Raw genomic sequence first — 26,298 nt, 5'->3', positions numbered from 1 at the left:
AGGTTTCTGTACTAGGAACCGGTGGTGAAGGAGACCTGCGCGAAGTCCTCCCGCGTCAGCGGGGAGACGTCCGGCGGGTACACGTTCGCGGCGAACGCGATCGACGGCGGCGAGGACGAGATCGGCAGACCCGGCAGCTCCTCCATCACGGCCTCGTTCGCGGCCTTCCACAGGTCGACGCGGGCGGCCGCGTCCGGCTCGGTGTTCGCCGCGGCGATCGCGTCGAAGACCTCCGGGCTGTCGAAGCCCCACTCGGTCGAGGGGGCCGCGAACCAGGTGCCCAGGAAGTTGTACGGGTCGGCGAAGTCGCCGGTCCAGCCGAGCAGGTACAGCGGGCACTCGCCGCTGCGCGTGGTCGGGATGTACTCGACCCAGGTGATCGGACGGGCCTCGACGGTGACGCCGGCGGCCTCCAGGTCGGACGCGATGATGTCGAAGATGTCCTTCGGCGCCGGCATGTACGGCCGGGTCACGTCGGTCGGGTAGCAGAACGTCAGGCTCAGGTCCTCGGCGCCGGCCTCGGCCAGGAGCTCCTTGGCCTTGTCGGTGTCGTACTCGTAGGTGGCGACGTCGTCCGAGTAGCCCTCTAGGCTCGGCGGGATGAACTGGGTCGCGACCATGCCGCCGGCGGGGAGCACCGAGTCGACGATGCGCTGGCGGTCGACGGCGTAGGAGAGCGCCTCGCGGACCGCGTGGTCCTCCAGCGGGGCGTGGCCCTGCGTGTAGGCGAGGTAGAGCAGGTTGAAGACGCCGCGGATCGGGACCTGGTAGCCCGCGTCCAGGAGCGCCTGCGCGTCGGCGGGGGCGGCGAGGTCGTAGCCGTGGATGTCGCCGGCCTCGAGCGCCTGGCGGCGGGCGGTCTCGTCCGAGATCGTCTTGAAGATCAGGGTCTTGACGTGCGCGGGCTCGCCGAAGTAGTCGTCGTTGCGGACGAGGGTGACTTCCTGCTCGCTGTGGTTCCAGTCCTGGAGCTTGTACGGGCCGGTGCCGGCCAGCGTGCCCACGGTCTGGGTGTACTCCGGCAGCGGCGAGTCGGCCGCGGGGAGCGTCACGTCGGCGACGGCGTCGATCGACAGCGGGCTGATGATCGACAGCGACTCGAGGGTGAAGGCGCCCGGGAAGCTGGAGGTGTACTGGCTGATCGAGATGGTCGCGGTGAGGCCGTCAGCGGTGCAGCCCTTGAAGATCGACTCGGTCTCGATGCCCATGGCCGGGTCGTTCTCGGCGAAGCCGCCGAAGACCGCGGAGTAGTAGTAGGTGAAGTTCGGGGACTGGAAGCCGCCCTTGAAGTTCGCCCAGCGGTCGAAGTTCTTGCAGACCGCGGCGCCGTCGAGCGGGGCGCCGTCGTGGAAGGTCACGCCCTCGCGCAGGTGGAAGGTCCACTCCGTGCCCTCGGGGTTCTGCTCGAACGACTCGGCGAGGCCCGGCACGGTGTCGGTGCAGTCGGCGTCGAGGAGCGTGTCGAAGACCTGGCGGTTGACGCGGAAGGTCTCGCCGTCGGAGGCGAGGATCGGGTCCAGGCTGGTGGGGTCGCCGGGGGTGCCGAAGACGAACGGCTGCGACTCGTTGGCCGCCTCGTCGATCTGGGGCTCGCCGTCGGTCCGTTCCGGGCAGGAGAAGTCGAAGTCCTCGGCGGTGTCGGCGTCGCCGCCGGTGTCGCCGTCGGACCCGCAGGCGGTGAACAGGCCCACTGCCAGGGCGGCGCCTGCCGCGGCGGCGAGGGCGCGCCTGACTGTGGTTGGGGACGTGCGCATAGGTTGTCTCACCCGTCGGTCGTGGTGGGTATTCGGAGGTACCCCAAAGACTAGGACACGGTGAGTTACACCACTGTTAAGCGTTATGCGATCGTGACCGTATCGCGGGCTATTGTTACCGAATCCGCACTAATCGCTCGCAACGCGATTTCGTTGCAGCACAACGGATCTCAAAAACGCCCCGGCGCGGCCCGGCCGCGTCCGGGGAGTCCACTCAGTCCATGTCGCGGCGGCCCGAGAAGGCCCGGCCGAGGGTCACTTCGTCGGCGTACTCCAGGTCGCCGCCCACCGGGAGCCCGCTCGCCAGCCTGGTCACCTTCAGCCCCATGGGCTTCAGCAGCATCGCCAGGTACGTGGCGGTGGCCTCCCCCTCGGTGTTCGGGTCGGTGGCCAGGATGAGCTCGGTGGTCTCGCCGGCCTGGAGCCGCACCATGAGCTGGCGGATGCGCAGGTCGTCCGGCCCGATGCCCTCCAGCGGGTTGATCGCCCCGCCGAGCACGTGGTACCGGCCCCGGAACTCCCCGGTGCGCTCGATCGCGAGGACGTCCTTGGGCTCCTCCACGACGCAGATGAGCGCCTCGGACCGCCGCGGGTCCCGGCAGATCCCGCACTGCTCGGCCTCGGTGACGTTCCCGCACACCTCGCAGAACCGCACCTGCGCCTTGACCCGCTCCAGCGCCGACGTCAGCCGCTCCACGTCGGTGCTCTCCGACGCGAGCAGGTGGAACGCCAGCCGCTGCGCGCTCTTCGGGCCGATACCGGGCAACTGCCCGAGCTCCTCGATGAGGTCGCCCAAAGCCCCGTCGTACAAGGATTCTCCTTTTGTCCGCGGTCCGCTGCGCTACATGCCCGGGAGGCCGAGGCCGCCGGTCATGCCGCCGAGGGCGTCGCCGAGCGGGCCCATCTTCTCGGCCGCGAGCCGCTTCGCGCTGTCGTTGGCGGCCTGGACGGCCGCGATGACGAGGTCTTCGAGGGTCTCGACGTCCTCGGGGTCGACCGCCTGCGGGTCGATCTTGATGCCCTTGAGCTCGCCGTCGCCGGTGACCGTGGCCGTGACGAGCCCGCCGCCCGCCGAGGCGCTGACCTCGGACTCGGCCAGCTCGGCCTGGGCCTTCATCATGTCGGTCTGCATCTGCTGCGCCTGCTGCAGCAGCTTCTGCATGTCTCCGCCTGGGAACATGTCCATCACTCCTCGCCCTCCGGCTCACCTGGTCTGGGGCCAGCCTAACCGCCCCGACCGACGCCCGGCGTCCGAGCACGCCCGCGCGGTCGGCCGCGCACAGCGGCGCGCCGCGAAGGCGCGGCCGACCGGTCCGGGTCAGGCGATCGGTTTGGCGCCGAAGGCGTTGGTGAGGAGCTTGACGGCCTGCTCCTCGCTGGTGCCGAAGCCGCCCGGGGCGACCGGGTCGTCCGGGCTGGGCTCGTCGTAGTCCTCCGGCGGGGGCTCCTCGACCGCCTCGGCGGCCGGGGGCGCGGCCTGCCGGCCCGGGGAGGCCGCGGACCGGGACGCGGGCGCGCCGGTCCTAGGCGCCGGGGCCGGCGCCGCTCCCGTCGGCGCTTTTGGGAGGCTGCCCGCCTCCCCCACTTCGCACCGGATCTTCCAGGTGCCGCCGAGGACCTCGCCGAGGACACCCACGACGATGCCGTACGCGGGCTCCTTCTGGAGGTTCTCGGCGTGGAAGGCGTGCTTGAAGGCGAGGACCACCTCGCCGTCGTTCGCGTCGGCGATCGTCGCGTCCTGGAGGAGCGCGGCGGTGGTGCGCTTGCGGTCCTTGACCGCCATCATGATCCGGTCCCACTGGCGGCGCACCGACGCGGCCGAGGTGCCGCCCCCGGCGGGCTCGGGCGCGGGCTCGTAGACCGGGGCCGGGGCGGGCTCGGACCAGTCCTCGGCGGGCGGTTCCTCCACCGGTTCGGGTGCGGCGGCAGCCGGTGCGGCCTGGGGTTTCGGGGCCTCCGATGCGTCCTCCCACGGGGGGACCTCGGCCGGGGCCTCGGGTTCGGGTTTCGGGGCCGGGGCAGCTGCCGGCGTCGGCGCGGCCTGGGCCAGCGCGGTCCGGACCGCGGCCGGGCCGGTCTCGACCGGGGCCGCTACGGGCCTGGCCGGGGCGGCGAGGGCCGCGCCCGCGGCGCGCTGCTCCAGGGTCTCCAGGCGCTGCATGAGCCCGGCCATGGACTCGTCGGAGCCGGGCAGGATCGCGCGGACGCAGGCGAGTTCGAGGAGCAGGCGCGGGGCGGTGGCGCCGCGCATCCCGGCGAGTCCGGCGGCGACGACCTCGGCCATGCGCGTGAGCGTGGAGGTGCCCATGCGGGTGGCCTGGCTGGTCATCTTGCCGAGCTGGTCGGCGGGGGCGTCGACGAGGCCGAGGGTCCCCGCGTCGGGGACCTGGGTGAGGACGAGGAGGTCGCGGAGGCGTTCGAGGAGGTCGCCCGCGAAGCGGCGCGGGTCGTGGCCGCCTTCGACGACGCGCTCGACCACTTCCATGACGGCGGCGCCGTCGGCGGCCGCGAACGCCTCGCACATCTCGTCGAGCAGGCCCGCGTCGGTGACGCCGAGGAGGCCCGCGGCGCGCTCGTAGGTGACGCCTTCGGCTCCGGCACCGGCGATGAGCTGGTCGAGGACGGAGAGGGTGTCGCGGGCGGAGCCGCCCCCGGCGCGCACGACGAGCGGGAGGACGTCGTCGGCGACGACCGCGCCCTCCTCGTCGCAGAGCTTTCGGCACAGCTCGCGCATGGCGGGCGGCGGGATGAGCCGGAAGGGGTAGTGGTGCGTGCGCGAGCGGATGGTCGGGAGGACCTTGTCGGGCTCGGTGGTCGCGAAGATGAAGAGGACGTAGTCCGGGGGCTCCTCGACGAGCTTGAGGAGGGCGTTGAAGCCGGCGGCGGTGACCATGTGCGCTTCGTCGATGATGTAGATCTTGAAGCGGGAGTCGACGGGGGCGAAGACGGCGCGTTCGCGCAGCTCGCGGGCGTCGTCCACGCCGCCGTGGCTGGCGGCGTCGATCTCGATGACGTCGACGGAGCCGTGCCCGGCGGCCGAGAGCGCGACGCAGGAGCGGCACTCGCCGCAAGGCTCGGGGGTGGGGCCCTGGGCGCAGTTGAGGGAGCGGGCGAGGATGCGCGCGGAGGAGGTCTTGCCGCAGCCGCGGGGGCCGGAGAACAGGTACGCGTGGTTGAGGCGGCCGGCGCGGATGGCGTTGATGAGGGGTTCGGTGACGTGCTCCTGGCCGACCACTTCGGCGAACGTCTGCGGCCGGTATTTGCGGTAGAGCGCGAGTGCCACGTCGTCCTCCTGCTGGTCGCCCCGCGGCGGTACGGGTCCTCTGGCGGCGCGGTGCTTGCGGCGGCGCCGCCCGCGCGGCGCCGTTGTCACGGGGCGCGCTCGGCGGTGCCTCGCGGCGGTGCTCTCGCGCGCCTCCAGCCAGGGTACGGCCTGGGTCCGACGTTCTGCGGCTGACCGGTGGTCTTGGTGCGGCGGGCACACGGACGGGTGCGGCAGGGGCGGGTGCGGCCGGCTGCCGCCGACCTCGCGGACCCGGTGCCCCGGTGACTGCGGGCAGGTGACGACCGCGAACCGCCCGACCCCGATCACCGACCAGTGCATCCGGCAGGGAGACCGCGGCGCCCGCCCTGACCGGGGGCGGGCGCCGCGGCCGGCTCACTGCGCGGACAGCGCCTCGGTCGGCGAGAGCCGCGAGGCCCGCACCGCCGGGTACAGGCCCGCGACCGCCCCGATGAACAGGGTCGCGGCCACGCCGCCGACGCTCGCCCAGTACGGGACGACCGTCGGCCACTCCCGCACCGCCGCGAACCCCGCCGTCACGGCCGTCCCCAGCAGCACCCCGCCGACGCCGCCGAGGGCGCTCAGCAGCAGCGACTCCGCCAGGAACTGGGTCCGGATCTGCCCCTTCGTGGCCCCGAGCGACCGGCGCAGGCCGATCTCGCTGCGCCGCTCCAGGACCGAGATGACCATCGTGTTCGCCACCCCGACGCCGCCGACGAGCAGCGCGACGCCGCCCAGGCCCAGCAGCATTCCCGTGAACGCGGTGTCCACGGCGTTCTTCGCCGCCAGCGCGTCCGAGGGCCGCGAGACGGTGACCTCGTCGGGCGCCTCGGGGTTCGCGGTCGTCGCGAGCACGCCCGCGACCTCCTCCACGTACCGCTCCTCGGCGCGCGCGTACACGGTGGTCGGGTGCCCGTCGAAGCCCAGGTACGCGGCGGCGGACTCCCATCCGACCAGCACCGAGAGGTCGAGTTCGCCGGCGAGCGCGACCGGTTCGAGGATGCCGACGACGGTGAACCACTGCCCGGCGAGGTACACCTCGACGCCGCTGCCGACGCTGGAGATGCCGAGCTGCTTCGCGGACTCGGCGCCGAGCACGGCGGCCGGGTACCGGGCGGTGGCGGCGTTGAGCCACGCCCCGTCGGCGAGTTCGGCCCCGACGGTGTCGTAGAGGTCGAGTTCGGCGGCGCGCACGGTCATGCCGCCGCTGCGGCCCTCGGGGATGTGGTCGGACCGGTAGACGTTCGCGTCCGGGACGTTCCCGGTGGCGGCCACGGCGTAGACCGGGTCGATCCGGGCGACCATCGCGGTCGCCTCATAGGGGAGGACGCCCTCCTCGCCCGAGATCATCGACGTGCCGGGCTCGACCCGGAGCAGGTTGGTGCCCAGGGCGGCGAGCTGCCGGTCGAGTTCGGCCCGGCTGGAGGAGGAGATGCCGACGACGGCGATCATCGCGGCGATGCCGATCGCGATGCCCAGCGCGGAGAGCCAGGCCCGCAGGGGCCGGGTGCGCAGGCCGGTGGCGCCGACGCGGACGACGTCCCCGGTGTACATCCGGGCGGGGCGCAGCGGCCTCGCGTCGGGTGCGGGTACCGGTACCGGCGGCGGCGGGCCTGCGGGGGGCCCGTCGGTGGTGGCGGTGGCCATTCAGACCACCTCGCCGTCGCGCATGGCGACCTGCCTGGGCAGGGACCGGGCGATGTCCTGGTCGTGGGTGATGACCACGACCGTGGTGCCGGCCCCGTGCAGTTCGTGCAGGAGGGACATCACGCCGGCGCCGGAGGCCGAGTCGAGGTTGCCGGTCGGCTCGTCGGCGAGCAGGACCGCGGGTTCGCCGACGATGGCGCGGGCGACGGCCACCCGCTGCCGCTCGCCGCCCGACAGCTCGTTGGGGAGGTGGTCGAGGCGGTGGGCGAGGCCGACGCGTTCGAGCGCGTCGGCGGCGCGGGCGCGCCGGTCGGGGCCGCGCCGCCCTGAGTAGAGGAGGCCGTCGGCGACGTTGTCGAGGACCTGCTGCCCCACGGCGAGGTGGAACTGCTGGAACACGAACCCGATCCTGGTGGCGCGCAGGGCCGAGAGCTGCTTGTCGCGCAGCTTCGCCACGTCGAACCCGTCGATGCGGACCGATCCTTCGCTGGGCCGGTCGAGGGTGCCGATGAGGTGGAGCATCGTCGACTTGCCCGAGCCGGAGGGGCCGACGATCGCGCACATCTCGCCCGCCTCGATGCGCAGGGAGACGCCGCGCAGGGCCCGGACCCCGCCGGAGTAGGTCTTCGAAACGTGTTCGAGTTCGACGACGGGCCGGGGTCGCGGTTCCGTTGCGGCACTGGCTGTTGCGACGCTGGTAGTTCCGGCGCTGGCTGTTGCGCCGGTTGCTGTCGCGACACCGCCCGGTGCGGCGCCACCGCTCGGTGCTCCGCCGGTCTCGGCGAGGGCGCTCATGAGGGCACCACCACGGCCTGGCCCGCTTCGAGCCCTTCGCCGCTCACCTCGACGTAGCCGTCGGCGAACAGGCCGGTCTCGACCGCGACGACCTCGGTGGTGTCGCCGTCGACGAGTTCGACGCCGTAGCCGCCCTCGGCGAGGCCGAGGAGGGCCTCGACGGGGACGGTGAGGACGTCGGGGGCGCTCTCGCCGGAGAACCCGACGTCCACGGACGCCTGGTCGAGCGCGTCGAAGACGGCCGCGTCGTCGGCGGCGACGGTGACGTCGAGGTAGGTGACGTCCTCGGTCTCCCCGCCCTGCCCGGTCTCCTCGGTCACCGCGGTCTCGGAGGCGGTGACGGTGCCGGTGGCCTCGGTGCCGTCGGGGAGCGTGATGGCTACAGGGTCGCCGACGACCACCAGCTCCTGGTCGTCGAGTTCGACCTCCACGGTGACGACCTTGTCGAGGCCGGTGTACGTGAAGGCGGCCGCGCCCGGCTGGGCCGCGGAGCCGAGCTGCGGTTCGACGGTGTCGACGCGGATCGCCGCGGGGGTGAAGACGACCCGCCCGAGGTCGACCCGGCCGGTCTCCTCGACGCCGAGGTGGTCCTGCCACTGCTCGACGGCGTCGGCGGTGGCGTCGGTGAACTCGTCGTCGACGGTGAACCCGTCGTAACCGAGCTTCGAGAGGTTCTTCTCCAGCTGCTTCACGTCGGCGCCCTCGGCGCCGACAGCGAGGGTCCGGTAGGCGGGGAGGGACCCGTAGAGGAGGACCACGGGCGCGTCGTCCACGGAGTAGAGGACGTCGCCGCGTTCGAGGACGTCGCCCGCGGCGGGCAGGCCCGTGAGGGTGCCGTTGAGCAGGCACGCCATGTCGAGCGCGTCGCCGTAGCCGAGGTCGCCGGCGACGGCGACGGTCTCGGTGAGGGTCTGCCGCACGACCTCGGCGGTCGCCGGGGTCTCGGTGGTGGCCTCGGCCTCGGGCTGGTCGAGGAACGAGCGGAGGTCGACGCCGAGCGCGGCGGCGACGGCCGCGGCGGCGGCCAGCGCGATCGCGGCGCCGGCGACGGCCTTGCCGGTGCGGCCCCTGCCGCGGCGGCGGGCCGCCATCACTCGTCCTCGCTGTCGTTCTCGGGGCCGCCGGGGCCTTCGGGGCGCAGGTCGGCGCAGGCGGCGTCGGCGTCCTGGAACTCCTGGCTCTGCGGGTCGAAGCCCATGTCGCCGTTCATGATGATGCCGCCGTTGGGCTGGGGGTCCGGGAACTCGGTGATGCCGTTCTCGCGCATGCACTCGGAGTATTCGAGGAGCTGGGCGTAGATCTCCGGGTCGACGTCCTCGCCGCCGTCGGGGCCGGGGCGCATGTCCTCGCAGGCGGCCTCGGCGGCCGCGAACTCCTCGGACTCGGGGTCCATTCCCTCGGGGAGGCCGAGGGTGATGCCGCCGCCGTCGTTCTGCTGCGGGTCGGGGAAGTCGGGGACGCCGTTGTCGCGCATGCATTCGGAGTACGCGAGGGCCTCTTCGAAGCCGTCGAGGTCCTCGCCGTCGCCGCCCTCGTCAGAGGCGGACTCGGTGGCGCCGTCGACGGAGGCGACGCCGCCGTCGTCCGCGTCGTCGCCGCAGGCCGCGGCCGAGAGGGCGGTGAGGCCCAGGAGGAGTGCGATGAGGTATCGCCGCATGGTGGTGCCTTTCGTCGTCGTGGTGCGGCCGGAGGGTCGGCGTCCCCGGCCGCGCAGCCAGTACAGCGGGCGGGGCGTTGCGCGGCCGTCAGCCGAAACGGCAATGCCGCGGCAACACGGGGCGGGCGAAGATGGGAGGCATGAGGATCCTGGTGGTCGAGGACGAGCCGCTGCTGGCCGACGCGGTCGCGGAGTGGCTGCGCGGCGAGTCGCACGCGGTCGACGTGGCGCTCGACGGCGGCGCGGCGCTGGAGCGGTTCGGCGTCAACGACTACGACGTGGTGGTCCTGGACCGGGACCTCCCGGTGGTCCACGGCGACCAGGTGTGCCGCGAGATCGCGGCGGCCGGCGGCGAGACGCGGGTGCTCATGCTCACGGCCGCTTCCGAAGTCGACGACCGGGTGACGGGCCTGTCGCTGGGCGCCGACGACTACCTGCCGAAGCCGTTCGCGTTCCGGGAGCTCGCGGCCCGCGTGGCCGCGCTGGGCCGCCGGTCCCGCCGGGCGGCGCCGCCGGTCCTGGAGCGGGCGGGGGTCACCCTCGACGTGCACCTGCACCAGGTGTTCCGCGACGGCCGGTACGTCCCGTTGTCGCGCAAGGAGTTCGCGGTACTTGCGGAGCTGCTGCGCGCGGACGGGGCGCCGGTGTCGGCCGAGACGCTGCTGGAGAAGGCGTGGGACGAGCACACCGACCCGTTCACGCAGGCGGTGCGGATGACGATCCTGAAGCTGCGCCGCAAACTCGGGGACCCGCAGGTGGTCCTCACCGATCCTGGAGTGGGGTACCGCATCCGATGACGCTGACACTGCGGAGCCGGCTGACGCTGGTCTACGGCGGGCTGTTCCTGATCGGCGGGGTGCTGCTGCTCCTGCTGACGTACAGCCTGGTCGCGAACACGACGCCGGGGACGGCGAGCATGATCACGTCCCGGCAGGGGGCGCCGTCGCCGACCGGGCCCGCCGAAGACTTCGTCACCGAGGACCAGAAGATCCAGATGCTGCTCACCGAGAACGTGTGGGACGACGCCCTGGAGGCGATCAGCACCCAGGGGTCGCTCGCGCTCGTGCTCGTGGCGGTCGCGACGATCGCGCTCGGGTGGCTCATCGCGGGCAGGATGCTGCGGCCCCTGACGCGGATCACCGACACGGCGGCGCGGATCGCCGAGGCGCCCGCGGCCGGGCAGGGCCTGCACGAGCGGATCAAGGTCGAGGGCACACAGGACGAGCTGCGGGAGCTCGCCGAGACGTTCAACCGGATGCTGGAGCGCCTCGACCACTCCTTCGACGGCCAGCGTTCGTTCATCTCCAACGCCTCCCACGAGCTGCGCACGCCCCTGACGGTGACGCGCGCGCTCCTCGAAGTGGCCGTCAACCGCCCGGGCGCCTCCCCCGAGGTCCGCCAGCTCGGCGACACGCTCCTGGAGGTGAACGCCCGGCACGAGCGGCTCATCGACGGGCTCCTGCTGCTCATGCGCTCCGACCGGGAGCTCCGCGAGCGCTCCTACCTCGACCTGGCCGACGTCGCCGAGCACGTGGCGGCCCAGACCCCGGCCCGCGGCGTCGCGGTGACCACCGACTGCGCGGAGGCCCCGATGCGCGGCGAGCCGGTACTCCTGGAGCGCCTGGTGCAGAACCTGGTCGAGAACGCGGTCCGCTACAACGACCCCGAGGACGGCTGGGTGAACGTGGCCACCCGCACCGACGACGCGGGCCGCGCCGTGGTCGAGGTGTCGAACTCGGGCCCGGTGGTGCCGGCGTTCGAGGTCCCCGGCCTGTTCGAGCCGTTCCGCCGCCTCGGCACCGAACGCCTCGCCACCGCCTCCAAGGGCGCCGGCCTCGGCCTCTCCATCGTCCGCGCGGTCGCCCGGGCCCACGGCGGCCAGGCGACCGCCACCGCCCGCCCCGAGGGCGGCCTGGTGGTGACGGTGTCCTTCCCGGCGAGCGGGTGAGGGGGCAACGCGAAAGGCCCCGGCGTGTGCCGGGGCCCGTCCGTTCGGAGCCGCCTGACGGAATCGAACCGTCGACCTATTCATTACGAGTGAATCGCTCTACCGACTGAGCTAAGGCGGCTGGGTCTCCCACGCACCCGTCAGAGCCCGCTTATCCTTGCTGCCTTCCGGCCCTGGGGAGGTTCACGCGATAACGCCGCATGGGAGACGGGCGAAAGTCTACCGCATCCGCCCGCCCCCGCCGAACGGGGAGCGGCCGCCAGGGTCCCGGTGCAACGCAGGTCACCTCGCTCAACCCGGTTGGAGCGCGCGCAGGGCGTCCGGTAGGGTTCTCGACGGAGGATTCGCATAGTGGCCTAGTGCGCACGCTTGGAAAGCGTGTTGAGTGAAAGCTCTCAGGGGTTCGAATCCCCTATCCTCCGCCACTAGTACCGGGGCAGTTCTGCTCCGGTTTTTTCTTGCCCGGAACCGCCGGGACGCGGAACGGGGCGGGACCGCAAGGTCCCGCCCCGTCTCACTGCCTGTCAGCGCTTACGCGCCGCCCTCGCCGGCCATGCCGCCGCGCGGGCCCGCTCCCGGGCTCTTGGGCGGCATCGTGCCGGTCCCGGCCCCCGGGCTCTTCGGGGCGCGCTCGCCGGCCAGTTCGGCCGGCGGCGTGTCCGGGATGCCCGCGGGCTTGTCGGCGCCGCGGAACGTGAGGTTCGTCTTCTCGATGTCCTTCGGATCGCCGTCGACGTCGACCACCACGATCTGCCCGGGCACGAACTCGTTGAAGAGGATCTTCTCCGAGAGCGTGTCCTCGATCTCGCGCTGGATCGTCCGGCGCAGCGGCCGCGCGCCGAGCACCGGGTCGTAGCCCTTGTGCCCGAGGTACAGCTTCGCGTTGTCGGTGAGCTCCAGGGCCATGTCGCGGTTGGCGAGCTGGTCCTCGATGCGCTTGACCATGAGGTCGACGATCGAGACGATCGCCTCCTGGGTGTGCTTCGGGAACACGATCGTGTCGTCGATGCGGTTGAGGAACTCGGGGCGGAAGTGGTTCTTCAGCTCCTCGTTGACCTTCTCCTTCATCCGCTCGTAGTCGCCGCCCTCGGACGCGTCGGCCTGGAAGCCCAGCGACACGGCCTTGCCGACGTCCCTCGTGCCGAGGTTCGTGGTCAGGATCAGCACCGTGTTCTTGAAGTCGACGATGCGGCCCTGGCCGTCGGTGAGGCGCCCGTCCTCCAGGATCTGGAGGAGCGTGTTGAACACGTCCGGGTGGGCCTTCTCGATCTCGTCGAACAGGACCACCGAGAACGGCTTGCGCCGGACCTTCTCGGTGAGCTGCCCGCCCTCGTCGTAGCCGACGTAGCCGGGAGGCGCACCGACCAGGCGCGACACCGTGTACCGGTCGTGGAACTCGGACATGTCGAGCTGGATCAGCGAGTCCTCGGAGCCGAACAGGAACTCCGCGAGCGCCTTCGCCAGCTCGGTCTTGCCGACGCCCGAGGGGCCGGCGAAGATGAACGAGCCGGACGGGCGCTTCGGGTCCTTGAGCCCGGCCCGCGTGCGGCGGATGGCCTTGGAGACGGCCTTGACGGCGTCCTCCTGGCCGATGATCCGCTTGTGGAGCTCGTCCTCCATCTTGAGCAGGCGGGAGGTCTCCTCCTCGGTCAGCTTGTAGACCGGGATGCCCGTCCAGTTCGCGAGGACCTCGGAGATCATCTCCTCGTCGACCTCGGTGACCTGGTCGAGGTCGCCGGCCTTCCACTCCTGCTCGCGCTTGGCGCGCTTCTCGTGCAGGCGCTTCTCGGTGTCGCGCAGGCGCGCGGCGGCCTCGAAGTCCTGCGCGTCGATCGCGGACTCCTTCTGGCGGCGGGTCTCGGCGATCTCCTCGTCGATCTCGCGCAGGTCCGGCGGTGCGGTCATCCGGCGGATGCGCATGCGCGCGCCCGCCTCGTCGATGAGGTCGATCGCCTTGTCCGGCAGGAACCGGTCGGAGATGTAGCGGTCGGCGAGCGTCGCGGCCTGCACCAGGGCGCCGTCCGTGATGGAGACGCGGTGGTGGGCCTCGTAGCGGTCCCGCAGGCCCTTGAGGATCTCGATGGTGTGCGCGAGCGACGGCTCGGCCACCTGGATCGGCTGGAAGCGGCGCTCCAGGGCGGCGTCCTTCTCGAGGTACTTGCGGTACTCGTCGAGGGTGGTCGCGCCGATGGTCTGGAGCTCGCCGCGGGCGAGCATCGGCTTGAGGATCGAGGCCGCGTCGATCGCGCCCTCGGCCGCGCCGGCACCGACGAGCGTGTGGATCTCGTCGATGAACAGGATGATGTCGCCGCGGGTCTTGATCTCCTTGAGGACCTTCTTGAGCCGCTCCTCGAAGTCGCCGCGGTACCGCGACCCGGCGACGAGCGCGCCGAGGTCGAGCGTGTACAGCTGCTTGTCCTTGAGGGTCTCGGGGACCTCGCCCTTGGTGATCGCCTGCGCGAGGCCCTCGACGGCGGCGGTCTTGCCGACGCCGGGCTCGCCGATGAGCACCGGGTTGTTCTTGGTGCGCCGGGACAGGACCTGCATGACGCGCTCGATCTCGCGCTGGCGCCCGATGACCGGGTCCAGCTTGCCGTCGCGCGCGGCCTGGGTCAGGTTGCGGCCGAACTGGTCCAGCACGAGCGAGCCCGACTGCTGCGACTCCTGGGAGGTGCCGCCGGCGGTCGCGCCCGCGGGCTCCTTGCCCTGGTAGCCGGAGAGCAGCTGGAGGACCTGCTGGCGGACCCGGTTGAGGTCGGCCCCGAGCTTGATGAGGACCTGGGCGGCGACGCCCTCGCCCTCGCGGATGAGGCCGAGCAGGATGTGCTCGGTGCCGATGTAGTTGTGGCCGAGCTGGAGTGCCTCGCGGAGGCTCAGTTCCAGGACCTTCTTCGCCCGGGGGGTGAAGGGGATGTGCCCGGAAGGGGCCTGCTGCCCTTGGCCGATGATCTCCTCGACCTGCTGGCGCACGCCTTCCAGGGAGATCCCCAGGCTCTCCAGGGCTTTCGCCGCCACGCCCTCGCCCTCGTGGATGAGGCCGAGCAGGATGTGCTCCGTGCCGATGTAGTTGTGGTTGAGCATCCTGGCCTCTTCTTGAGCCAGGACGACCACGCGTCGGGCACGGTCCGTAAACCGTTCAAACATGCGCTTCTGCTCCTCGCGTCCGCCGCTACTTCGTCGTCGTTACTGGTCGTGGCTTGCAAAACCCTGTGGGTACACCTTATCCCCCGGGTCCGCGGACGGCGGGTGCCACGGTGGTGACAACAAGCGTGCACCCTCGACCATTCCACGTGATAACAGGTTCGCTCTGAGCGCAATACCCGCGCGGCGCCGCGCCAATCAATGGCGAGGCCGCACCGGCACTCCGGATGACGAGAAACGCCCGCTCCCCGGGAGGGGGAGCGGGCGGAGCGATCGGGCGCCGGACTAGTTGTGCGCAGCGTTGTATTCCTCGACGATGGCGGCCGGAATGCGGCCGCGGGGCGACACGTTCTTGCCGTTGCGCTCGGCCCACTCGCGGATGGCCTTGTTCTGCTCGCGGTCGACGGACTGGCGGCGCGGGGCGACCGCGGCGCCGCGGACGGGGCCGCGGGGGGCGCCGAGCGAGTACCGGCCCAGTCGGGTGCCCGCCTCCTGGAATTTCTCCAGCGCGTCGCGCAGTTCTTTGGCGTGCGACGCCGACAGGTCAATCTCGTAGGCCTGCCCGTCGATGGCGAATTTGACCGTCTCCTCAGCGGTGCTGCCGTCGATATCGTCGATCAGGATGACCTGTGTCTTCTTCGCCATGGCAAATTCCCCTCGGACCCGGCCCAGTGCCTATTGCTCTTGTTAGTGCCAGAGCATATACGAGTCCCTAAGAGAAAGGAAAGAGGGTGGGCGGAAAGATTTGTGAATGAATCGCTACCGTCCAGCTCACGCCGTGGCAAACGGCAAGGCGAACGGTGCCGTGAATGGTTCGCGGCGGGAGGCGGAAAGGGACCGCACCGGGTATTCCGCTTCCGGCTCGGTCGATGCCGGGGCGGGGTCCCGATGCGGTCCCTTTGCTTTGCTATTCGGGTTTCACCAGGGGGAAGAGGATCGTCTCGCGGACGCCGAGTCCGGTGAGCGCCATAAGGAGGCGGTCGATTCCCATGCCCATCCCGCACAGGGGCGGCATCCCGTACTCCATCGCGCGGAGGAAGTCCTCGTCGACGCCCATGGCCTCGTCGTCGCCCTTGGCGGCCTGCCTGGCCTGGGCCTCCATGCGCTCGCGCTGGACCACGGGGTCGATGAGCTCGGAATAGCCGGTGCCGAGTTCGAAGCCGCGGACGTAGAGGTCCCATTTCTCGGTGAGGCCGGGAGTGGTGCGGTGGCCGCGCACGAGGGGGGAGGTCTCCTCGGGGTAGTCGTAGACGAACGTCGGCGCGTGGAGGCCGTCGACGACCAGGTGCTCGAACAATTCCTCGGCGAGTTTCCCGGGTCCCCACTTGGGGTCGACGCCGAGTTCGACTTTGTCGGCGTAGGCCCGCAGCACCTCGTAGGGCGTGTCGACGGTCACTTCTTCTCCGAGCGCTTCGGAAAGGGACCCGAAGAGGGTGATCTCCGCCCAATCCCCGCCGAAGTCGTAGCTCGTGCCGTCGGCGAGTTCGACGGTCTCGGAGCCGTACACCGATCGGGCCGCGCCTTGAATGAGCGACTTCGTGAGCGCCCCGATCGTGCGGTAGTCGCCGTACGAGCGATACGCCTCCAGCATCGCGAACTCCGGCGAATGCGTCGAGTCGGCGCCCTCGTTCCGGAAGTTGCGGTTGATCTCGAATACGCGGTCGATCCCTCCGACTACGCACCGTTTCAAATAGAGCTCCGGCGCGATGCGCAGGTACAGGTCGATGTCGTACGCGTTCATGTGGGTCACGAACGGCCGCGCGGTGGCCCCGCCCGGCTGGACCTGCATCATCGGGGTCTCGACCTCGACGAAGCCCTCGCCGTCGAGCTGGTCGCGCAGGGACCTGACGACCTTCGAGCGGTTGCGGGCGTTGGCGCGGGCCTCGGGGCGGACGATGAGGTCGACGTAGCGCTGGCGCACGCGCGTCTCCTCGGCGAGGGCCTTGTGCGCCACGGGGAGCGGGCGCAGGGCCTTGCCGGTGATCTGGAAGGAGTCGGCCATGACCGACAGCTCGCCGCGCTTGGAGGAGACGACCTCGCCGGTGACCCCGATGTGGTCGCCGATGTCGGCGAGGCGCTTCCAGTCGGCGAGGGCCTCCTCGCCGACCTTGCCCTGGGAGAGCATCACCTGGAACTCGGTGCCGTCGCCGTCGCGCAGGCGCGCGAAGGCGAGCTTCCCGGCCAGCCGCACGAAGATCACCCGTCCGGTGGTGGCGGCGGTGACGCCCGAGGACTCGCCGTCGGCGAGGTGCCCGAACTGCTCGCGCAGCTCGGCGAGGGTGTGGGTGCGCGGGTAGCCGAGCGCGTACGGCTCCTTGCCTTCCGCGAGGAGGGCGGCGCGCTTCTCGCGCCGGACCTTCATCTGCTCGGGAAGGTCGTCGCCGGTCTCAGTGCTGTCTTGCTCGTGCTCGGTCACGTCTTACAGGGTAAATGCACGCCCCGGCGGACGGCATGCGACTTTCGCCCCGGCGAGCGCGGGTCACAGCCCCGCGGTCGGAGGTCGGGTCGCGGGGCCCCGGTGGCGGGGCGGCGGCTAGCGGTCGGTGACGGCGGGGAAGTCGATGGCGAAGGCCGGGTAGCCGACGACGCGGTCGGGGCTCCCGCCGGTGTCGGCCGAGGTCGCGCGGGCGAGTTCGCGCGGCCGGCGCCCGGTGGCGTCGGCCCAGGCCACGGTCCCGCGCAGGGCGTGGACGCCGCAGGCGTGCTGCGGGGCGATCTCGCGCGGGCGCAGGCTCCGGATGGCCTCGGCGGTGGCGGCGTCGACCCGTTCGGCGGTGGCCTGGTCGTGGTAGTGCGACAGGTCGGTCGAGCAGATGAGCACCGCGTCCTCCCCGGCCTCCTCCAGGAGGGCGGCGATGACGCGCGCGGTGTCGGGGGTCTGGCTCATGCCGCAGGCGACCGGCGTGACCTCGATGTCGTCGCCGAGGGCGACCTGGAGGAACGGGAGCTGCACCTCCAGCGAGTGCTCGGCCTCGTGCGGGAGGCGCGAGGAGCCGACCACGGCGGTGGCGGCGGCGCGGACCAGCCCGAGCGGGGTCTCCCACCCGGTGTAGGGCGCGGCGGCGTGGCCCCGGAGCGGGGCGTGGTGGGAGGGCCCGACCAGGACGACCCGTTTCACGCGCCCGCGGTGGGCGGCGAGCCGCGCGTACACCTGGGCCGCCACGGGACCGGAGTGGCGGTATCCGGCGTGGGGCGCGATGTAGGCTGCCGCGAGCGGCTCGTCCACGGGACCGGCCTCGTCGATGAGGCGCTGGACGTCGCGGCGCAGCCGGTCGGGGTCGGCGGGGTAGAAGCGGCCGGCGACGGCCGGGGGCCGCACGGTTTCGGATTTCGTCGAAGGCATCGCTGGTCTTCCGGTGGTGGGTTGTCGCTGGACTGGCTGCCGGTGTTGGTGGTGTTATCGCTGACTTACTGACGGTGCGGCGATGCGGATCGGTTGCCGCCTGGGACCCCAGTCTCCCGCCGGTCCGGCGAAAACGCCGGGGACGCGCGCACCGCAACGTACGCACTGTCCGCTATCCGACACCGCATACCGGTCAATCCGGTACCAATCACGCACTATGAGGGCTTCCCCACAGCCGGTGCAGGTCGTGGTCTGGCCGTTCGGATCGTGCACGTTCCCCGTGTACACGAACCGCAGGCCCGCGTCGAGCGCGATCCGGCGCGCGCGCCGCAGGGTCGAGGGGGGCGTGGCCGGCACGTCCCGCATCTTGAAGTCCGGGTGGAAGGCCGTGAAGTGCAGGGGCACTTCAGGACCCAGGTGCTCGGCGATCCACGCGCACTCGGCCGCGATCTCCGCGTCCGAGTCGTTGTGTCCCGGTATCAGCAGTGTCGTGATCTCGGTCCACACGTCGGTCTCGTGCACCAGGTATTCGAGTGTGTCGAGGACCGTCCGCAGTGAAGCGAAGGCGGTCTTCTCGTAGAAGTGCTCGGTGAACGCCTTCAGGTCGATGTTCGCGGCGTCCATATGGGAGTACAGCTCCCGGCGGGCGGGGGCGTTGATGTACCCGGCCGACACGGCGACCGCCCGCAACCCCGCCTCGCGGGCGGCGTCGGCGCAGTCGATCGCGTATTCGAGGAACACCGTAGGGTCATTGTAGGTGAACGCGATCGACTTGCACCCCAGCCGCTTCGCGGTGGCGGCGAGCGTCACGGCATCCGCTTGCGAGGAGAGGGTGTCGATCTCACGCGATTTCGAGATGTCCCAGTTCTGGCAGAACCGGCACGCCAGGTTGCACCCGGCCGTCCCGAAGGAGAGCACCGGTGTGCCGGGCAGGAAGTGGTTGAGCGGCTTCTTCTCCACGGGGTCGACGCAGAACCCCGAGGAGCGGTTGTACGAGGTGAGGACGACCTGGTCGCCGTGCCTGGCCCGCACGAAGCAGAGCCCGCGCTGGCCGTCCCGGAGCCGGCAGGCCCGCGGGCAGACCGTGCACTCGATCCGCCCGTCGTCGAGGGCGCGGTGGAACCGGGTGCCGACGGTGAACTCGTCGGCGCCTTCCACTCGCGGCCTACTGGGGGTGAGGGCGGCCATACGACTACGGTAGCTCCCGCAGGGTTGCCTTCGCGTTACGGGCAGCGAAAAGGGCCGCGCAGCCAGTGCGCGGCCCTCCGTTCGTCCGAATGCCCCCGGACGGGGGTCCGTGCTAGTTGAGGCGCTCGCCGGTCACGGCGTGGAACACGTGCTCGTGGCCCGGCTCGGGCACGACGTACACGGTCTCGGCCAGGCGCGGCACGTTCGCCGACTCGGTCCGGACCACGAACCGCTCCGAGGAGCCGTTGTAGGCGGCGTGGCCGTAGACGTACGCCTCGGAGCCGAGCTCCTCGACGAGGTCGACCTCGATCGGGATGCCGCCGGAGGTCTCCGAGCCGAGCTTGCAGTGCTCGGGGCGGATGCCGATCGACACCTGCTGGTCGCCGCCGTCGGCGGTGGCCGCGTCGCGGACCTCGCGCGAGAGCGGGAGGGTCACGTCGCCGAACAGGCCGCCGGCCTCGGTCAGGGTCACGGTCTTGATGTTCATCGACGGGGAGCCGATGAAGCCCGCCACGAAGACGTTCTTCGGGGTGTCGTACAGGGTGCGCGGGGTGTCGCACTGCTGGAGCAGGCCGTCCTTCATGACCGCGATGCGGTGGCCCATCGTCAGCGCCTCGACCTGGTCGTGGGTGACGTACACGGTCGTGATGCCCAGGCGCTTCTGGAGCGAGGCGATCTGCGAACGGGTCTGGACGCGGAGCTTGGCGTCGAGGTTCGACAGCGGCTCGTCCATGAGGAACACCTGGGGCTCGCGCACGATCGCGCGGCCCATGGCGACGCGCTGGCGCTGGCCGCCCGACAGGGCCTTCGGCTTGCGTCCGAGGTAGTCGGAGAGGTCGAGGAGCTTGGCGGCGTCCTCCACGCGCTGCTTGATCTCGGCCTTCGGCATGCGGCGCAGCTTGAGCGCGAACGCCATGTTGTCGAAGACGGACATGTGCGGGTAGAGCGCGTAGTTCTGGAAGACCATCGCGATGTCGCGGGACTTCGGGGGGAGGTTCGACACGTCGGTGTCGTTGATGAAGATCGAGCCCTCGTCGACCTCTTCGAGGCCGGCGAGCATCCGGAGGGAGGTGGACTTCCCGCAGCCCGAGGGGCCGACGAGGACGAGGAATTCGCCGTCCTGGATCTCGATGTTCAGCTTGTCCACCGCGGGCTTCTCGGTGCCCGGGTAGATGCGGGTGGCTCCCGCGTACGTCACTGTCGCCATGATGTTCCCTTTCACTGGCAGGCACGTGCCAGACGATCCGTGGTAAAAGGCGGTTGTCCGCCCTGGCACGGGATCACCATGGGTGCCCCCGCGCCGGGACGCGCGCTGCGCGGTGCGGGCACCGGGGAGCGCAGTGTGAGCCTAGCCTCGGGGGGAAGCCTTTGCCAAGTCGCCCCCGAACGTTTGTCCGATTTCCCTGGGGGCTTTACCGAACCGTTACTCGACCCGCAGGGCCTGGAGCAGGCGCTCGTCCCCCACGACGTCGCAGATCCCGAACGGCAGCCGCCCCCACAGCGCCAGCGCGATGTCCGAGGCCGACCCGGCCGCGCGGGCCTGGAGCTCGGTGCGGGCGTCCGGCTGGTCCAGGAGCGCGACCCGGCCCTCGCGCAGGCGCACGAACCAGGTCGTGTCGGCGTCCTGCGCGAACAGCTGCACGAGCCCGTTCGCGTCCGGGTGCGCCCCGCGCCGGGCCCCGACGGGGATGAACGCCTCGAACGCCTCGGTCACGGTCTCGGCGGCCAGCGCGACCGGGACGGGCGCGGTGGCGCCGACGGCCATCTGGAGGTCCCAGCGGGCCAGCCCGGTGGCGACGGCGACGCGGCGGTGCCAGAACTCGGCCCGCCACTCCACGGGCGCCCACGTCCACGCGGGCGACTCGGGGCCGCGGGCCTCGACGGCGTCGAGGACGGCGGCGAGGGACTGGTCGTAGGCGTCGAGGACGGCCGGGCCGGCCGCGGTGACCGGTGGCGGCTGGGGGACGTCGCGGTCCTCGGCGGGGGCGGCGAACAGGGCGTCCACGGTCCAGCGGTACAGGCGCGCGAGTTCGAGGAGGATGCCGGCGACGGTGGTGTCGGGGCGGGAGGGCGCGACGCGGTCGAGCATCCCGGGTTCGCACACCGAGCGCAGGCCGGCGGCCTCCGTCTTCAGTTCGGTGAGGTAGTCGGTGATGCGCAGCTTAGCCATGGTGACCGCCGTTCCTCGTAGCCTGCGAAAAGTCTAGGCTTTCGGGCGTGACACACGCCAGTCCAACGCCTCGCGGGACCGATCGGAATCTCCTCAGCGCGTACACGACCCTGCGTCTGGGCGGGCCCGCCCGCGAGCTCGTCGAGGTCGGCTCCTCGGAGGAGGCGGTCGCGGTGCTGCGCGCGGCCGAGGGCCCGACGCTGGTCCTCGCGGGGGGCTCGAACGTGGTGGTCGGCGACGCGGGTTTCGACGGCACGGTCGTGCTCCTGCGCGGGGGCGGGATCGAGCGGACCGGCGACGTGGTGCGGGTGCAGGCCGGCCAGGACTGGGACGGGTTCGTCGCGTGGACCGTGGCGAACGGGCGCTCGGGCGTGGAATGCCTCAGCGGCATCCCGGGTTCGGCCGGGGCGACGCCGATCCAGAACGTGGGCGCCTACGGCCAGGAGGTCGCGCAGACGATCGCGGCGGTCCGGGTGTGGGACCGCGAGGCCGACGAGGTCCGCGACCGGTCCCCGGCCGAATGCGGGTTCGCCTACCGGCACAGCGTGTTCAAGCACTCGGACCGGTACCTGGTGCTGAGTGTGGACTTCCGCCTGGAGGAGTCGGCGCTGTCGGGGCCGGTCGCGTACGCGGAGCTGGCGAAGCGCCTGGGGGTGGACGTGGGCGAGCGCGCGCCGCTCGCCGAGGTGCGCGACGCGGTGGTCGAGCTGCGGCGGGGCAAGGGCATGGTCTTGGACGAGGGCGACCACGACACGTGGAGCGCCGGTTCCTTCTTCACCAACCCGGTCGTCGATCAGGCGGTCTTCCACGAGGTCGCCGAGCGCGCGGGAGGCGAGCCGCCGCACTGGGAGACCGACGGGGGCGTGAAGATCTCCGCGGCCTGGCTCATCGGCGCCGCGGGCTTCGAGAAGGGCTACCGCAAGGGCCGTGTCGGCCTCTCCACCAAGCACACCCTCGCCCTGACCAACCGGGGTGGCGCCACCACGGCCGAACTCCTCGCGCTCGCAGGCGAGGTGGCCGACACCGTGGAGGAGAAGTTCGGAGTGCGCCTGCACCCCGAACCGGTCATGGTCGACGTCACTCGCCAACCGCCTTCTAGACCTTTATCTGAACGCTCTAGAACCGGGGAACACCGAGGAATCGGCACCGTCCGCCATTGCTGCCGACGAGCCTGTCGTCGGCGGTCAGCAGCGGCGCGTTCCGCCACTCGGCCACCGCGACGTACGCGGCGTCATAGGCGGTAATACTGCCGCGCATTTCCCACACCCTGTTGGCCAGCACCGAGAACGGTTCAAGGTGGATGTCCATGTCGAGGAGGTCGCGATACGCCATGGCAGCCGCAGTACTGTCGATCGACCCCCTGCGCTCCTCGCGGCGCAGAATGTTCGCGGTCTCGTAATGCAGCAGCTCCGGGGCGAACAATCGCTTTCCCAGGACCTGCTTCGCCACCCATTCGCCGCGCTCACCCGGTTCAATGAGCAGTTCAACGAGCGCGGAGGAGTCGACGACGAGCGTTGCGTCGTCGGTCATCGACGATCCGCATCTCGGGACTCAAGGATGTTCTCGCTGGTGACACTCGAACTCGAAGCACGGACGCGCTCACGGGCCCGCTCGACCACCACGTCGAGCGGCGGACGGGCAACGATGTCTTCAAGCTGGCTGAGCATGAACTCCTGCAACGACTGCCGCTGCCGAGCCGCACGCGCGGCGAGTTCATCCCGCCACTCCTCAGGCACATGCCTGATGGTCATACTCGTCTCACTCATGTATGCATTTTAGCAGCACAGAATGCAAAATGGCATCATCTAGCGGAGCAGCGCGGCCGCGTCGAGGGCCGTGTAGGTCGCGATGATCCCCGCGCCGGCGCGCTTGATGCTCGTCAGGGACTCCAGGATCGCGGCGTCGCGGTCGATCCAGCCGCGTTCGGCGGCGGCCATGAGCTGCGCGTACTCCCCCGAGATGTGGTAGGCCGCGACGGGAACGGGGGACCGTTCGGCGGCGGCGCGGACCACGTCGAGGTACGGGAGCGCGGGCTTGACCATGACGATGTCGGCGCCCTGCTCGATGTCGAGGTCGATCTCCAGCAGCGCCTCGGTGGCGTTCGCGGTGTCCTGCTGGTAGGTGCGGCGGTCGCCCTGGAGCTGGGACTCGACGGCGTCGCGGAACGGCCCGTAGAAGGCGCTGGCGTACTTGGCGGCGTAGGCGAGCAGGCCGGTGTCGGTGCGCCCGGCCCCGTCGAGGGCGGCGCGGACGAAGCCGATCTGGCCGTCCATCATCCCGGAGGCGCCGAGGAGGTCGGCGCCGGCGTCGGCGAGGGCCAGGCCCATCTCGGCGTAGCGGTCGAGGGTGGCGTCGTTGTCGACCGAGCCGTCCGCGCGCAGGACGCCGCAGTGGCCGTGGTCGGTGAACTCGTCGAGGCACAGGTCGGGGATGACCACGAGGTCGTCGCCGACCTCTTCGCGGATGGCGCGGGTGGTGCGGTTGAGGATCCCGTCGGGGTCGGTCGCGCCGGAGCCGACGGCGTCGCGCACGGCGGGGACGCCGAACGGCATGAGCCCGCCGAGTCCGGCGCGGGCGGCCTCGACGGCGATCTTGCGCGCGGAGTCGACGGTGTGCTGGTAGACGCCCGGCATGGTGGCGATCTCGACGGGCTCGCTCAAGCCCTCCTTGACGAACAGGGGGAGGACGAGGTCGCTCGGGTGGACGCGGGTCTCGGCGACGAGACGGCGAAGGGCCGCAGTGCGGCGCAGCCTCCGGGGCCGGATGACGGGGTATTCGGAGCTGTGCGGCACTGCGGCCACTTCCCTTCTCGTGTAACGACGCTCTAGCGGAACCTCAGGGCCGTGGGGCCCTGGACCTTCTGGCCGCGGCGGGTCTTGATCGGGCCCTCGGCCAGGCGCTGCTTGAGCTCCGTGGCGTACTCGGCGAGCGCCTCGATGAGGTCGGGCACCGAGGCGTTCTCGGGCTTGGCGTCCACGCGCAGGCCGAACTCGGTCGCGGTGTCCGCGGTGGCCGGGCCGATGCACGCGACGACGGTGCGCTGGTGCGGCTTGCCGGCGATGCCGACGAGGTTGCGCACCGTGGAGGACGAGGTGAACAGGACCGCGTCGAACCCGCCGGACTTGATGGCGTCGCGGATGTCGGCGGCGGGCGGCGAGGCGCGCACGGTCCGGTAGGCGGTGACGTCGTCGACCTCCCAGCCGCGCTCGGAGAGGCCCTGGACGAGCGTCTCGGTGGCGATGTCGGCGCGGGGCAGGAGCACCCGGCCGACCATGTCGAGGATCGGGTCGTGGGGCGGGAAGACCTCGAGGAGCCCCTCGGAGGACTGCTGCCCGGTGGGGAGGAGTTCGGGCTCGATGCCGAACTCGCGCACCGCGTTCGCGGTGGCCTCGCCGATGCAGGCGATGCGCAGGCCGCCGAACGCGCGGGCGTCGAGGCCGTGCTCCTTGAACTTCTCCCAGATGGCCTTCACCGAGTTCTGGCTGGTGAAGACGATCCACGCGTAGCGGCCGTCGACGAGGCCCTTGATGGCCCGCTCCATCTGGGCGGGCGTGCGGGGCGGCTCGACGGCGATGGTCGGGACCTCGCACGGGATGGCGCCGTAGGCGCGCAGGCGCTCGGACATGACGCCGGCCTGCTCCTTGGTGCGCGGGATGAGGACCTTCCAGCCGTAGAGCGGGCGGCCCTCCCACCAGGCGAGCTCGTGGCGGTCGTCGACGCCGGGGCCGATGGTGAGGACGACCTGCCCGGCGTAGCCGAGCGCGGCCTCCACGAACGTGTCCACCGAGGAGGTGGTCGTGTACTCGGTCTCGCCGGTCGCGTCGCCGGTGACGGCCACGGCGGTCTCGCCGGAGACGCCGCCCGCGAGGAGGATGTCGCGCAGGGAGGAGAGGTCGGAGACGTCGGCGGTGACGGTGAGGGAGCCGCGCTTGATGGCGTCGGCGATGACCAGCGGCTCGACGGAGGCGATGTCGTCGATGTCGATGACGGTGCGGATCTCCCCGGGGGGCATGCCGGCGTAGACCGCGACGGCCTGCGCGTGGCTCATGCCGGGGATGACCTCGAAGCGGGCCTGCTCGGCGGAGGCGGCCTTGATCTCGGCCTTCGCGAGGCGGTTGGGGTAGGCGTCGCCGACGACGAGGCGGGCGATGTTCTCGCCCTCGCGCGCGGCGGCGGCCATGAGCTTGCCCTGGTCGCTCGGGGAGGACTCGATGAGCCGGAGCCGCGTGTCGTCGCCGTTGATCTCCTTGGCCGCCTCGATGAGCGACTGCGGCAGCGACCGGTCGTAGTAGACGCGGTCGGCCTCGCGGATCGCGTCGAGGGCGCGCTTGGTCAGCAGTCCCGGGTCGCCTGGGCCGGTCCCGACGAAACGCACGCGGCCCACCGGCTTACGGGCACTGGTCATGTTCTCTCCATCAACAATCGTCTGAGCTCGGCATCTACTTCAACAGCTTGTCGGCACCCGCTTCGAGCAGGTCCTCGGCGAGCGACCTCCCCGCGGCCGCCGCCTGGGCGGCCAGCTCGTCGCCGCCCGCGTCGGCGAGCGTTGCGGTGGTCGAGAGCCGTTCGACGACGGCCCCGTCGACGGAGCCGACGGCACCGCGCAGATACAGGTCGACTTCCCCGGGGTCGGCGCCTTCCGCGATGTCGGCGAGCGCGGCGACGGGAGCGCTGCACCCGGCTTCGAGTCGTTGCAGAAGTGCGCGCTCGGCGGCGACGGCGGCCTGCGAGTACCGGTCGTTGAGCTTACTTGAGATCAGCGCAGATGTCATGTCGGCTTTGCGGCATTCGACCGCCAACGCCCCTTGTGCCGGAGCGGGAAGCATCACCAACGGGTCCAGGTACTCCGTCACCTCGGCCTGGCGGCCGACCCGCTTGAGGCCGGCGGCGGCGAGGATCACCCCGTCGAGGTCCTTGCCGACCCGGCCGATGCGGGTGTCGACGTTGCCGCGGATCGGCACGCACTCGAAGCCGCGCCCGAGGGCGTTCAGCTGGGCGATGCGCCGGGGCGACCCGGTGCCGATGCGGGCGCCGGGCCCCAGGTCGGCGAGGGTGCGGCCGTCGAGGGCGACGAGGACGTCGCGCGGGTCCTCGCGCGGCGGGACGCCGATGACGAGGTGCTCGGGCTGGGCCGTGGGCAGGTCCTTGTACGAGTGGACCGCGATGTCGATCTCCTCGCGGTCGAGGGCTTCGCGGAGCTGGTTGACGAAGACGCCGACCCCGAGCTCCGCGACCGGGACGGTGGTCCCGTCCCCTGTGGTCTTGATCTCCACGAGTTCGACGTGCTCCCCCGTCAGGCGTGCGATCGCGTCCGCGATCATGCCGCTCTGCGCGAGGGCGAGCTTCGATCCCCTGGTCCCGACTCGGATCAC

The 26,298-nt window shown here is 71.4% G+C and carries 21 protein-coding genes, 2 tRNA genes, 1 other RNA gene and 2 pseudogenes; 4 read left to right on the top strand and 22 right to left on the bottom strand.

All coding sequences use genetic code 11. The features are described 5' to 3' along the window. Positions 1-11 precede the first annotated feature (11 nt). From BLS99_RS16300 to BLS99_RS16265, 8 genes are all read right to left on the bottom strand, one after another. On the bottom strand, positions 12-1,754 hold the full coding sequence (locus BLS99_RS16300) for an ABC transporter substrate-binding protein (protein ID WP_091052045.1): 1,743 nt from the start codon (positions 1,752-1,754) through the stop codon (positions 12-14). Positions 1,755-1,968: 214 nt separating this feature from the next. Then, complete coding sequence (gene recR, locus BLS99_RS16295) at positions 1,969-2,565, bottom strand: recombination mediator RecR (RefSeq protein WP_091052043.1); 597 nt, start codon at positions 2,563-2,565, stop codon at positions 1,969-1,971. A gap of 30 nt (positions 2,566-2,595) precedes the next feature. Then, entirely contained in the window at positions 2,596-2,934 is a 339-nt protein-coding gene (locus BLS99_RS16290; RefSeq protein WP_091052714.1) for a YbaB/EbfC family nucleoid-associated protein, read from the bottom strand. Between the two features lie 138 nt (positions 2,935-3,072). Beyond that, entirely contained in the window at positions 3,073-5,037 is a 1,965-nt protein-coding gene (locus BLS99_RS27460) for a DNA polymerase III subunit gamma and tau (protein WP_091052041.1), read from the bottom strand. Between the two features lie 375 nt (positions 5,038-5,412). Next, positions 5,413-6,591 (bottom strand): ABC transporter permease, encoded by a 1,179-nt coding sequence (locus BLS99_RS16280; RefSeq protein ID WP_342761284.1) that lies wholly within the window; start codon positions 6,589-6,591, stop codon positions 5,413-5,415. Positions 6,592-6,684: 93 nt separating this feature from the next. Beyond that, positions 6,685-7,479, bottom strand: a complete 795-nt coding sequence (locus BLS99_RS16275) for an ABC transporter ATP-binding protein (RefSeq protein WP_091052037.1) — start codon at positions 7,477-7,479, stop codon at positions 6,685-6,687. Continuing rightward, positions 7,476-8,570 (bottom strand): peptidoglycan-binding protein, encoded by a 1,095-nt coding sequence (locus BLS99_RS16270; protein WP_091052035.1) that lies wholly within the window; start codon positions 8,568-8,570, stop codon positions 7,476-7,478. Before BLS99_RS16270 ends, BLS99_RS16275 begins: the two co-directional genes overlap by 4 nt. Continuing rightward, a complete protein-coding gene (locus BLS99_RS16265) occupies positions 8,570-9,136 on the bottom strand; it encodes a hypothetical protein (RefSeq protein ID WP_091052033.1) in 567 nt (188 codons plus the stop codon). Before BLS99_RS16265 ends, BLS99_RS16270 begins: the two co-directional genes overlap by 1 nt. Before the next feature lie 140 nt (positions 9,137-9,276). Between BLS99_RS16265 and BLS99_RS16260 the strand changes: the two genes are divergently transcribed. Further along, positions 9,277-9,933 (top strand): response regulator transcription factor, encoded by a 657-nt coding sequence (locus BLS99_RS16260; RefSeq protein WP_091052031.1) that lies wholly within the window; start codon positions 9,277-9,279, stop codon positions 9,931-9,933. After that, on the top strand, positions 9,930-11,084 hold the full coding sequence (locus BLS99_RS16255; protein WP_091052028.1) for a sensor histidine kinase: 1,155 nt from the start codon (positions 9,930-9,932) through the stop codon (positions 11,082-11,084). The genes BLS99_RS16260 and BLS99_RS16255 overlap by 4 nt, the downstream gene beginning before the upstream one ends. Before the next feature lie 48 nt (positions 11,085-11,132). On the opposite strand, the gene BLS99_RS16250 is transcribed toward BLS99_RS16255, so the two are convergent. Continuing rightward, positions 11,133-11,205: transfer RNA gene (locus tag BLS99_RS16250), tRNA-Thr, on the bottom strand. Next, an RNA gene (gene ffs, locus BLS99_RS16245) (signal recognition particle sRNA small type) lies at positions 11,203-11,296 on the bottom strand. Before ffs ends, BLS99_RS16250 begins: the two co-directional genes overlap by 3 nt. A 125-nt stretch (positions 11,297-11,421) precedes the next feature. Here ffs and BLS99_RS16240 point away from each other — a divergent pair. Continuing rightward, positions 11,422-11,509 (top strand) — tRNA-Ser (locus BLS99_RS16240). Positions 11,510-11,717: 208 nt separating this feature from the next. Here BLS99_RS16240 and BLS99_RS16235 read toward each other — a convergent pair. The 7 genes and pseudogenes from BLS99_RS16235 to BLS99_RS16205 all read right to left on the bottom strand — a co-directional run. After that, positions 11,718-14,228, bottom strand: a pseudogene (locus BLS99_RS16235) (ATP-dependent Clp protease ATP-binding subunit); the annotation flags it as partial. A gap of 282 nt (positions 14,229-14,510) precedes the next feature. Then, the gene (locus BLS99_RS16230; RefSeq protein ID WP_091052023.1) at positions 14,511-14,870 is read right to left on the bottom strand and encodes a histone-like nucleoid-structuring protein Lsr2; all 360 of its coding nucleotides are present in this window, start codon (positions 14,868-14,870) and stop codon (positions 14,511-14,513) included. A 262-nt stretch (positions 14,871-15,132) separates the two neighbouring features. Next, entirely contained in the window at positions 15,133-16,587 is a 1,455-nt protein-coding gene (lysS, locus tag BLS99_RS16225; RefSeq protein WP_091052711.1) for a lysine--tRNA ligase, read from the bottom strand. A gap of 171 nt (positions 16,588-16,758) precedes the next feature. Continuing rightward, the gene (gene amrB / locus BLS99_RS16220; RefSeq protein WP_091052020.1) at positions 16,759-17,568 is read right to left on the bottom strand and encodes an AmmeMemoRadiSam system protein B; all 810 of its coding nucleotides are present in this window, start codon (positions 17,566-17,568) and stop codon (positions 16,759-16,761) included. 54 nt (positions 17,569-17,622) lie between these two features. Beyond that, positions 17,623-18,756 (bottom strand): AmmeMemoRadiSam system radical SAM enzyme, encoded by a 1,134-nt coding sequence (amrS, locus tag BLS99_RS16215; protein WP_091052017.1) that lies wholly within the window; start codon positions 18,754-18,756, stop codon positions 17,623-17,625. A gap of 112 nt (positions 18,757-18,868) precedes the next feature. Then, a complete protein-coding gene (locus BLS99_RS16210; RefSeq protein ID WP_091052708.1) occupies positions 18,869-19,963 on the bottom strand; it encodes an ABC transporter ATP-binding protein in 1,095 nt (364 codons plus the stop codon). Positions 19,964-20,179: 216 nt separating this feature from the next. Further along, positions 20,180-20,926, bottom strand: a complete 747-nt coding sequence (locus BLS99_RS16205) for a hypothetical protein (RefSeq protein ID WP_091052015.1) — start codon at positions 20,924-20,926, stop codon at positions 20,180-20,182. A 47-nt stretch (positions 20,927-20,973) separates the two neighbouring features. Between BLS99_RS16205 and BLS99_RS16200 the strand changes: the two genes are divergently transcribed. After that, complete coding sequence (locus BLS99_RS16200; protein ID WP_091052012.1) at positions 20,974-22,170, top strand: UDP-N-acetylmuramate dehydrogenase; 1,197 nt, start codon at positions 20,974-20,976, stop codon at positions 22,168-22,170. On the opposite strand, the pseudogene BLS99_RS27040 reads toward BLS99_RS16200, so the two are convergent. From BLS99_RS27040 to hemC, 5 genes and pseudogenes are all read right to left on the bottom strand, one after another. Then, positions 22,154-22,456 (bottom strand): annotated as a pseudogene (locus BLS99_RS27040) (type II toxin-antitoxin system VapC family toxin); the annotation flags it as partial. The gene BLS99_RS16200 and the pseudogene BLS99_RS27040 overlap by 17 nt on opposite strands. Further along, entirely contained in the window at positions 22,453-22,692 is a 240-nt protein-coding gene (locus BLS99_RS16190) for a FitA-like ribbon-helix-helix domain-containing protein (protein WP_091052007.1), read from the bottom strand. The gene BLS99_RS16190 and the pseudogene BLS99_RS27040, both read right to left, overlap by 4 nt. 39 nt (positions 22,693-22,731) lie before the next feature. After that, entirely contained in the window at positions 22,732-23,718 is a 987-nt protein-coding gene (hemB, locus tag BLS99_RS16185) for a porphobilinogen synthase (protein WP_091052005.1), read from the bottom strand. A gap of 32 nt (positions 23,719-23,750) precedes the next feature. Beyond that, entirely contained in the window at positions 23,751-25,331 is a 1,581-nt protein-coding gene (locus tag BLS99_RS16180) for a bifunctional uroporphyrinogen-III C-methyltransferase/uroporphyrinogen-III synthase (RefSeq protein ID WP_091052002.1), read from the bottom strand. Positions 25,332-25,365: 34 nt separating this feature from the next. Then, on the bottom strand, positions 25,366-26,298 hold the full coding sequence (hemC, locus tag BLS99_RS16175) for a hydroxymethylbilane synthase (protein WP_176953389.1): 933 nt from the start codon (positions 26,296-26,298) through the stop codon (positions 25,366-25,368).

Source organism: Glycomyces sambucus, from assembly GCF_900102815.1.
GTDB classification, from domain to species: domain Bacteria; phylum Actinomycetota; class Actinomycetes; order Mycobacteriales; family Micromonosporaceae; genus Glycomyces; species Glycomyces sambucus.
The sequence above is the reverse complement of the archived record's forward strand: the minus strand, read 5'-3'. Positions and strand labels throughout refer to the sequence as shown.